Genomic DNA, 9,596 nt, shown 5'->3' with positions numbered 1-9,596 from the left:
AGGCTAATCGTAGCCTTGGTTTAGTCTAAAAAACAGCTTCAAAGGTACCTGGTGTCAAATAAAATCGCGCTAATTATTCTAGCCCATATTAATCATTTTTTCGGGACATAATCATCTTTGATTGACACCGTCAACCTTCGGCTTTTTCTTGCTCTTATATCTGATTATTAGTATACTAGACCTGTACTGAATAGGTGATAACCTAGGTTTTACCTGCGATTTTTTTATAGACAGAGGTATTTTATGAAAAAGAAAATAATGGTATTACTCTTAGCAAGTTTGGCTTTGGCAGCATGTGGTCAAAAGAAAGAGACTGAGCCAAGTGCTTCTTCCAGTCAAAAACAAGTAACGTCGTCAGCTAAAAAGTCTTCTTCATCCAAGAAGGCGGGAAATTCTACTGCAACAAGTTCAAGTACAGAGGCGATGGTAGAATCCCAATCCAGTTCTTCACAAGCAGAGAGTGTGAGTCAGGAAGTAAGTGCCTCTTCTACTCAAGAGGAGGCTGCTGAAGCTACAAGTGGCGAAACTATTCCTGCTATTCAGGGAACCTGGTCAAGTGCAATGGGATCCATTACGATTGAAGGTGGCAAACTAACCAATGGTACTGGCACCTTTACCGTTAAACAAATAAGTGACGGCAGTTGGACACTGGCAGAAGTAGTAGCTAGCCCGCCAGTCTACTATTATGTACCTGCAGGTCAGAAACTGGCTACAAGTGTTCGGACCTATGAGTCAGATGAAACCCGGGATCGTATTTTTATCCAACCTCAATATGATGCTCCACAAGAGGCCTTTGAGCCCTATATCTTCTATCGGAACTAAGGGGGGAGAAGCATGAAAAAGAAAAGTATTTTAGGAGTAGCTCTCTTGGCGAGTCTCTTCATGGGCTCGGTTTCTGCTGTTGATAAAAATGAAAAGGCCTATCAAGAGGTTCTAGAGGATTATGAAAAAATAGCTAGAGTTTCTGTAAACAGGAATGGAAATGCAGAAGCAGTAGCCAATGAGCTTTATGGAAAGTTGAATCAAGACCTATCTTATTGGACCATCGCGAACATTGCTCAGAGTCCTGATAAACTGTTGTTCTCCTACCACGACATCGATCAAAAGGGAGAAAAAGAACTCTTAGTTGGAATGTCAGATAGTCAAGGGAATATTTACCCAATTGCTCTCCACTATTTGGACGACGGAGAACCTGAATTGTTAGCAGAGACCTATGTTGCTGCGGTCGGTGGTGATAGGGTAGGCTTTGTTCTTTATAAGGATGGGAGTGTCCTGCAGTCAGCTGTTTCTTCAGGATCTGGACGAGGACAAGCGACCCTCTATGAGCTAGATCCTAAGGGTGGTGAAGCTAAAAAAGTTGAGGAGCAAGCTATCCAATTGGGACAAAGTGATATTCATTCGCAATTTGGACATACGGAAGACCAGATCTTGGAGATGGATGTGATTGACTGGGTACTAATTGGCTCATTTGATACAAAGACAAGTTCTTCGAGTACTCAGAAAACAAAGCAAAGCCAATCCAGTCAAAAATCAGAAACTACATCTTCGTCAACAACTCAAAGTGGCTCTGTTTATGATGGGAAATGGGTTAGTCAACGATTTGGGACCATGTCCATCAAAGATAATACGTTGACAACTAGTGATGGAACCTACACAATGCATCATAAAGGCTTGGGTAACTGGACCTTAGCTGAGAATCGGGTGAGTGCAGTTGAATACAATTATGTTCCAGTCAATGTCCCAATTCCAGGTTATGAATCAGATGAGACACGAGAACGGATCTATTTGAAACCCCAATACGAGGAACCACAAGAAGAATTTGAAAAAGGCATCTACTATCGTGACAAATAGCGAATATTCCTCTTGTAATTTATAAAGAATTCCCTTATAATAAAAGAGTTGCTGTGCAACAAATACTCATTTTGAATGAATTGTGGGAGGGGTTGCCTTCGGGTCGTCCTGCAAGTTGAAATTCAAAAGAGGAAAAAACATTTTAAAGGAGAAATACTCATGGCAGTAATTTCAATGAAACAACTTCTTGAGGCTGGTGTACACTTCGGTCACCAAACTCGTCGCTGGAATCCTAAGATGGCTAAGTACATCTTCACAGAGCGTAACGGAATCCACGTAATTGACTTGCAACAAACTGTTAAATTTGCAGACCAAGCATACGATTTCATGCGTGATGCAGCTGCAGAAGATGCAATCATCTTGTTTGTTGGTACTAAAAAGCAAGCTGCTGACGCTGTTAAAGAAGAAGCAGAACGTGCTGGTCAATACTACATCAACCACCGTTGGTTGGGTGGAACTCTTACAAACTGGGAAACTATCCAAAAACGTGTTGCTCGCTTGAAAGAAATCAAACGTATGGAAGAAGAAGGTGTCTTCGAAGTTCTTCCTAAGAAAGAAGTTGCACTTCTTAACAAACAACGTGCACGTCTTGAGAAATTCTTGGGTGGTATCGAAGATATGCCACGCATTCCTGACGTAATGTATGTCGTTGACCCACACAAAGAGCAAATCGCTGTGAAAGAAGCTAAAAAATTGGGAATCCCAGTTGTAGCGATGGTTGACACAAATACTGATCCAGATGATATCGATGTTATCATCCCAGCTAACGATGACGCTATCCGCGCTGTCAAATTGATCACTGCGAAAATGGCAGATGCTGTTATCGAAGGTCGTCAAGGTGAAGATAACGTTGCTTCTGTTGAAGCTGAAATGGCAGCAGCAGCTAGTCAAGCAGATTCAATTGAAGAAATCGTTGAAGTAGTTGAAGGATCAAACGAATAATCTTGTAACCCCAAAGGGCAGTGACCTCCGTCCTGTCCTTTTTTAAAAAATTTTTGGAGGAAGCTCAAATGGCCAATATTACAGCCGCTCTTGTTAAAGAACTACGTGAAAAATCTGGTGCTGGTGTCATGGATGCCAAAAAAGCCTTGGTTGAAGTAGAAGGTGATATCGAAAAAGCGATTGAACTACTTCGTGAAAAAGGTATGGCGAAAGCAGCTAAAAAAGCTGACCGTGTTGCTGCAGAAGGTTTGACAGGTGTTTACGTAAACGGTAACGTTGCTGCAGTTGTTGAAGTGAATGCAGAAACTGACTTTGTTGCGAAAAACGAACAATTTGTAAACTTGGTAAACGAAACTGCTAAAGTGATCGCTGAAGGTCAACCAGCAGACAACGAAGCCGCACTTGCTTTGGTAATGCCTTCGGGTGAAACTCTTGAAGCAGCTTACGTAAACGCAACTGCAACAATCGGAGAAAAAATCTCATTCCGTCGTTTCGCTTTGTTGGAAAAAACAGACGCTCAATCATTTGGTGCTTACCAACATAATGGCGGCCGTATCGGTGTAATCTCAGTCATCGAAGGTGGCGATGAAGCGCTTGCGAAACAAGTATCTATGCACATCGCTGCGATGAAACCAACTGTTCTTTCTTACAAAGAGTTGGATGAGCAATTCGTTAAAGATGAGTTGGCACAATTGAACCACGCAATCGAGCAAGACAACGAAAGCCGTGCAATGGTTAATAAACCAGCGCTTCCATTCTTGAAGTATGGATCAAAAGCTCAATTGACTGATGAAGTGATCGCACAAGCAGAAGAAGATATCAAAGCAGAATTGGCTGCTGAAGGTAAACCAGAAAAAATCTGGGATAAGATCATCCCAGGTAAAATGGATCGCTTCATGCTAGACAACACTAAAGTTGACCAAGCTTACACACTTCTGGCACAAGTCTACATCATGGACGACAGCAAAACGGTTGAAGCTTACCTAGACTCAGTAAACGCTTCTGTTGTTGCGTTTGCACGTTTCGAAGTTGGAGATGGTATCGAAAAAGCTTCAAACGACTTTGAATCAGAAGTTGCAGCAACGATGGCTGCTGCTCTTGGTCAAGACTAATTTCTTGGAAATTCAGAAATCAGAGATTTCTGGACTTGCACAAAGAGGAGGTGGGGACTTGAGCCCTGCCTTTTTTATTGTTAATGTTTGAAATTCTTAGTCCTAGTCTAATCTTGTATGGCCTCTTTCCACTTTTAATCTTTGGAAAATTAAGATATAATAAAAGTCAAATATAGTCAGATTTCATTTTTTTATTTCGTTTACGAATAAGTACTTTGGGAGACCAAGTTACTAGGATGGAATGCTCACAAAATTAGAAAGGACTTCCATGGTAGCAAGAAATACCTCCGATAATATTGAAGAGCACATCAAGCAACTTTTGGAACAAATGGGAATGGCCGTACTCAAGCGCAGTGAACTAGCGGAACTCTTTCAGGTTGTTCCAAGTCAGATTAATTATGTCATTAAAACTCGTTTTACTGAAAGCAAAGGATATGTTGTTGAAAGCAAACGAGGTGGTGGTGGCTATATCCGGATTGGACGGATTTCCTACTCGAATCACCACCAAATGTTGCAGGAACTTCAGGAAAAATTGGACTCGCAATTAAGTGAGCAAGTTTATGAGGATATCCTGCTGCTTCTCGTTGAAGAAGGCCTCTTAGAACGCCGTGAAGCGACTTGTTTGATGGCCGTAGCCCTGGATTCTGCCCTAGGCACTGATGGTCCCCGTTTGCGTACCCAAATGATGCTCCACTTATTAAAAGAAATTGACAGAAGAGGATAAAGAATGAAGTATTCAAATGCATTAATAGAAACCCTTGAAGTGGCCCATGTCTTTGCCAATAATTATGGCCGTGATCATCTCGAGACCTGGCACCTTCTAACCGGCTTTTTGGTCAACCCCTATAGTATTGTCGGTTCGGCCTTTAAAGATGCGTCCATTGATTTGGATCTTATAGAAGAAAAAGCAGGGGAGATAATCGGTTACCCCTATCGTGAAGAGAAAAAAATGACCATTTTTCCTTTCTCCCCACTCATGGAAAAAATTTTTAAACGGGCGGAGGATCTGGCCCAACACCTAGGACAGGATGAAATTGGGACAGAACACATTTTTCTTGTTCTTTTGCAGGAATATGAATCACTGGCGACACAACTCCTCTATGCATCCGGGTTTGATCCAGAGGACAAGCAGGAAGCCCAGAAATTGAAAGCCTTGCGGAAGGACATCGAAGCCCGCGTCGGCTGGTCTAAGGATGAAATCAAATCCATCCGCAACTTTTTCCGTGGCAGCCGGCCAGCCTCCCAACAAATGGCCAATATGATGGGCATGCCCACGACTCAAAGTGGTGGTCTAGAAGACTATAGCCGTGACTTGACTGCTGCAGCCCGCGCCGGTCAATTAGAGCCGGTTGTTGGGCGTGAGGAAGAAATTGACCGCATGGTTCACATTCTGAGTCGAAAAACCAAAAACAACCCAGTGCTTGTTGGGGATTCTGGGGTTGGTAAGACTGCCCTAGCCTTGGGCTTGGCGCAGCGGATTGTAGACGGTCAAGTGCCTGTGGCTTTGCAGGATATGCGGGTTATGGAGTTGGACTTGATGAATGTGATTGCCGGGACTCGTTTCCGCGGGGACTTTGAGGAACGGATGAACAACATCATTGACGACATCGAGAAGGAAGGCAACATCATCCTCTTTATCGATGAGCTTCACACCATCATTGGTTCCGGTAGTGGAATCGATTCGACCCTTGATGCAGCCAATATTCTCAAGCCAGCCCTAGCGCGTGGTAGCCTTCGTACTCTTGGTGCGACCACCCAAGAGGAATACCAGAAACATATTGAAAAAGACGCGGCCTTGGTTCGTCGCTTTGCCAAGGTGACCATCGAAGAGCCCAAAGAGGCAGATTCCCTTGCGATTTTGCAGGGCCTCCGGCCGCGTTATGAGGAGCATCACCAGGTAACCATTGAGGATGAAGCCTTGAAAACAGCTGTTCAGACAGCTAAGCGGTATTTGACCGCCAAACGCTTGCCTGACTCAGCCATTGATTTGTTGGATGAGGCAGCCGCAACGGTTCAGAATCGTAGTTTGAGATCTTCTGAATACGATAGTAATGGCCTAACAGAGTTGGATAGGGCCTTGATGAATGAAGAATTTAGCAAGGCTAAGAAACTGATGAAAGAGGCTCAGAAGCCTGCCGTCTTCAAACATCGTGTGACTTCTGAGGATGTCCTCCAGACCTTGAGTCGTTTGTCTGGAATTCCGGTACAGAAATTGTCGAATTCAGAGGCCAAGAAGTATCTCAATTTGGAAGCGGACTTGCACAAGCGTGTGATTGGGCAAGACCAGGCTGTTTCAGCTATCAGTCGCGCCATTCGGCGCAATCGTTCAGGTCTACAAACGGGTAAACGTCCGATTGGTTCCTTCCTTTTCTTAGGGCCAACGGGTGTTGGTAAAACGGAGCTGGCCAAGGCTTTGGCAGAATTGCTCTTTGATGATGAAGAAGCCCTCATTCGTTTTGACATGAGCGAGTACATGGAGAAGTTTGCGGCTAGCCGTCTTAACGGTGCTCCTCCGGGTTATGTGGGCTATGAAGAAGGCGGTGAGTTGACCGAGAAGGTTCGGAATCGTCCTTATTCGGTGCTCCTCTTTGACGAGGTGGAAAAAGCCCATCCGGATATCTTTAACCTCCTCTTGCAGGTGCTAGACGATGGTGTTTTGACCGATAGCCGGGGGCGCAAGGTTGATTTCTCCAACACCTTGATTATCATGACCTCCAATTTAGGGGCCACTGCTCTCCGTGATGACAAGGTTGTTGGCTTTGGCGCAGGGGACCTGCGCTTTGACCATGAAAGTATGGAAAAACGAATGTTTGAAGAGTTGAAAAAGGCTTACCGCCCTGAATTCTTGAACCGGATTGATGAAAAGGTCGTCTTCCATAGCCTCACGGCCGAGCAAATGCAAGAGATTGTCAAGGTTATGGTCAAACCGATGGTTGCGGCTCTGGCAGCTAAGGATGTGACCTTGAAATTCCAGCCAAGCGCTCTCAAACTTTTGGCTCAAAAAGGCTACGATCCAGAAAATGGAGCTCGTCCACTTCGTCGGACCCTCCAAACCTTGGTGGAAGATCCCTTGTCTGAGTACCTTCTGGCCGGGGACCTACAGCCAGGCTCAACGATGAAAGTGGGAGTCAAGGCTGGCCAGCTTAAAATGGACATTTAAGCCTGAAGTTAGTCATTACAGTCGAGTTTCTCAATCCAATCATAAATGTTAAAAGACAAGGTTGAATGCTAGGTCAGTCTTGTCTTTTTTCGGAGCGAATAAAAAGGTGAGAGAATTTTTAAAGGGAGTGGAAAATAGTGATGATTTTTGATTTTCTTTTGACAACAGGATATACTTTTATTGAGGAGGTGTACGATGGAACCGATTATTCAAGAATATACAACTCTTTCTCAATGGGGGAATTCAAAGGCAACGAGAATACCTTCTAGTATTTTGAAGGCTTTAGACATTGATTTAAATCAAAAATTCTCGATTTCTATCAAGGATCAATCAATTGTGTTAACACCAGAGAACCAACAACCTTCTACGATTCATGAATTATTTGCGGATTGGGAAGATGATGGAATTCGACATGGAGAGTTAGATTGGGGACAGGCTGAAGGAGGAGAATTGGAATGGTAGTGACACAAGGTGATATTTTTTTGTTCATTTCAATCCGAGTCTTGGGCATGAGCAGAAGAATAGGAGACCAGCGATTGCGTTGAGTCATGATTTGGTGTCTGAATTTAGTGGTGTAACAATTGTCGCTCCTATCTCGACTACAACTAGAAACTACCCAACTTACCATACACTAAGAACTAGTGAAAAAATAAAAGGAAAGGTTATGCTAGATCAGACCATTGCATTGGATCTTAGTGCAAGAGGTGTCACCAAAGTAGAAGAATCACTCAATTAATCAGAATTGAAAGAAATTCTTGCTAAGTATAAACTGTTATTTGATCTAGTTTCATAATAGAGCAAAACAAAAAACATCTAGCCTCAACTTTCTTGGAGATATCGGCTAGATGTTTTTTGTGTGTATAGATTGTGGTGATTAGTGAGTAGCTTTTAATAAAGGTAAAATTTCCTCTGTAGTATATGTTTGATTGGCGATGTAACCAAAGTTGGTGAGAGCTGCTTGGTAAGCTTCTTCACCTGGAGCACCGATGGCATCTGTGACAACAACAACTTTGAATCCTAGTTCAATGAGTTCTCGCATGTGGCTGTCTACACAGAGGTTGGCATTCATACCGGCAAGAATTACAGTATCGATACCATTTTTACGCAACTGTAGTTGCAAATCATTGGACTCTGGTCCAAAAATTTTATGACCATTGGTGATAATCGTATCTTCGTCTAGCAGGGGTTTAACTTCTTCAATGATATCTGCACCTGAACCTTCTACAACAGGGGTGTAGGGGCTGTCACGCCAAAACATTTCATTTTCAATCATCATGGTTTCACCCGCTGCTTTAAATTGCCATTTGTGATCATGAGGGTAGAAGTAGTGAGGTGAAATAAATCGTTTATATCCATTTTCTTTGGCTACGGTGAGCAATTTAGTGAGATTGTCGATTGTGTGAACTTTTTCCAGAATGTCCTTAGTAGCCCCGAATCCTTTTCCTGCAGGTTTTAGAAATTCGACTTGTGGATCTGTAATGACAATAGCAGTGTGCGCTTTATGAAACATTGGGAAATCTCCTTTTATTTGAAATACGAGAGGACAAAAATAATTCTGTACCAATCGGTACAAATAGTATACCAAATCGAAGAACACTTGTAAACGATTTAGTTTATTCAGGGATTCAGTTGCTATAATTTCCCCTGGAAAACTGCTATAATTGGAAGGAAAAGGAGTAGCTGCATGGATACAAGAGAGACTATTTTAAGACAAACCCGAGAATTAATCTATCATCAGGGGTATGTAGCGACATCCCTCAACCAAATTATGGATGCAGCAGGGGTTGGGAAAGGGCAATTGTATTATTACTTTAAATCTAAGAAAGATTTAGGATTAGAGGTAACTCAGAATCTCTTAAGAGAGTGGGATTTTGAGTTGATTCAAGGGATTTTTGGGAGTTCATTGCCTCCTGAAGATCGTTTTCGGGCCATGTTAGCCTGGATTTTTGATTTTCATCGGCAACAAGAAGGAACTATTTTTTACGGCTGCCCAGTTGGAAATCTCATTGTTGAATTGGCAGCCCAAGATCAGGACTTTCGACAATTGTTAGCCGATTTTATGGATCAGTGGTTTGAGGAATTGTCAGGATTGCTTCAAGTTATGCATCCGTCCTGGTCGAATGAAACCTGTCAGCAAGCAACTCGAGAAATTATAGCACAAATTCAAGGGGCTATTGTCCTTTTGAAACTCAGCCAAGATATTCAAGTTATTGCGAAGGCGATGATAAGTCTTGAAGAGCGCTACTTGACTTATACTCATTAAATTTCAAATTCTGACGTTGTATAGTAGTCTTTTTAATTTACTTTTAGTACAAGGCAGCGAGTCGTAGACAGCTCAAACATACTAAGATTAGTAGTGAGGAAACCTTCGACGGAAGATTTTCTCACTACTTTTTCTTTATGTTAAAGTAGTAGTGTCTTGTTAAGTCGTACTAGATTTTGGCATTTAATGCCGTAGCTCAAACTGGCAAGACACCTGTTTTAGTTAGAATTTTTTCAAAGTATGTTGGACGTTGAACGTCGTGTATTGA

General features: G+C 42.7%; 10 protein-coding genes. 9 read left to right on the top strand and 1 reads right to left on the bottom strand.

The window, feature by feature from the left end; all coding sequences use genetic code 11:
• Nucleotides 1-243 precede the first annotated feature (243 nt).
• From I1A59_RS08285 to I1A59_RS08250, 8 genes are all read left to right on the top strand, one after another.
• The gene (locus tag I1A59_RS08285) at nucleotides 244-822 is read left to right on the top strand and encodes a hypothetical protein (RefSeq protein ID WP_196092308.1); all 579 of its coding nucleotides are present in this window, start codon (nucleotides 244-246) and stop codon (nucleotides 820-822) included.
• Between the two features lie 12 nt (nucleotides 823-834).
• Nucleotides 835-1,851 (top strand): hypothetical protein, encoded by a 1,017-nt coding sequence (locus I1A59_RS08280; RefSeq protein WP_196092307.1) that lies wholly within the window; start codon nucleotides 835-837, stop codon nucleotides 1,849-1,851.
• Nucleotides 1,852-2,010: 159 nt separating this feature from the next.
• Nucleotides 2,011-2,793, top strand: a complete 783-nt coding sequence (gene rpsB / locus I1A59_RS08275) for a 30S ribosomal protein S2 (RefSeq protein WP_196092306.1) — start codon at nucleotides 2,011-2,013, stop codon at nucleotides 2,791-2,793.
• 68 nt (nucleotides 2,794-2,861) lie between these two features.
• Complete coding sequence (gene tsf, locus I1A59_RS08270; RefSeq protein WP_196092305.1) at nucleotides 2,862-3,905, top strand: translation elongation factor Ts; 1,044 nt, start codon at nucleotides 2,862-2,864, stop codon at nucleotides 3,903-3,905.
• 268 nt (nucleotides 3,906-4,173) lie between these two features.
• Nucleotides 4,174-4,629 carry a CtsR family transcriptional regulator gene (locus I1A59_RS08265; protein WP_196092304.1) on the top strand — a complete coding sequence of 152 codons (456 nt, stop codon included), beginning with the start codon at nucleotides 4,174-4,176 and terminating at the stop codon, nucleotides 4,627-4,629.
• 3 nt (nucleotides 4,630-4,632) lie between these two features.
• Entirely contained in the window at nucleotides 4,633-7,065 is a 2,433-nt protein-coding gene (locus I1A59_RS08260) for an ATP-dependent Clp protease ATP-binding subunit (RefSeq protein ID WP_196092303.1), read from the top strand.
• Between the two features lie 195 nt (nucleotides 7,066-7,260).
• Nucleotides 7,261-7,527 carry an AbrB/MazE/SpoVT family DNA-binding domain-containing protein gene (locus I1A59_RS08255; RefSeq protein ID WP_196092302.1) on the top strand — a complete coding sequence of 89 codons (267 nt, stop codon included), beginning with the start codon at nucleotides 7,261-7,263 and terminating at the stop codon, nucleotides 7,525-7,527.
• Between the two features lie 79 nt (nucleotides 7,528-7,606).
• The gene (locus I1A59_RS08250) at nucleotides 7,607-7,801 is read left to right on the top strand and encodes a type II toxin-antitoxin system PemK/MazF family toxin (RefSeq protein ID WP_247644785.1); all 195 of its coding nucleotides are present in this window, start codon (nucleotides 7,607-7,609) and stop codon (nucleotides 7,799-7,801) included.
• A gap of 138 nt (nucleotides 7,802-7,939) precedes the next feature.
• Here the strand turns inward: I1A59_RS08250 and I1A59_RS08245 are convergent, their stop codons facing one another.
• On the bottom strand, nucleotides 7,940-8,575 hold the full coding sequence (locus I1A59_RS08245; protein WP_196092301.1) for a cysteine hydrolase: 636 nt from the start codon (nucleotides 8,573-8,575) through the stop codon (nucleotides 7,940-7,942).
• Nucleotides 8,576-8,749: 174 nt separating this feature from the next.
• On the opposite strand from I1A59_RS08245, the gene I1A59_RS08240 reads away from it, so the two are divergent.
• A complete protein-coding gene (locus I1A59_RS08240) occupies nucleotides 8,750-9,328 on the top strand; it encodes a TetR/AcrR family transcriptional regulator (RefSeq protein WP_196092300.1) in 579 nt (192 codons plus the stop codon).
• Nucleotides 9,329-9,596: the final 268 nt, after the last annotated feature.

Source organism: Streptococcus sp. NLN76, assembly GCF_015686645.1.
Lineage (GTDB): Bacteria > Bacillota > Bacilli > Lactobacillales > Streptococcaceae > Streptococcus.
Note: the sequence above shows the minus strand (reverse complement) of the source record. Positions and strands in the feature narration are given on the sequence as shown.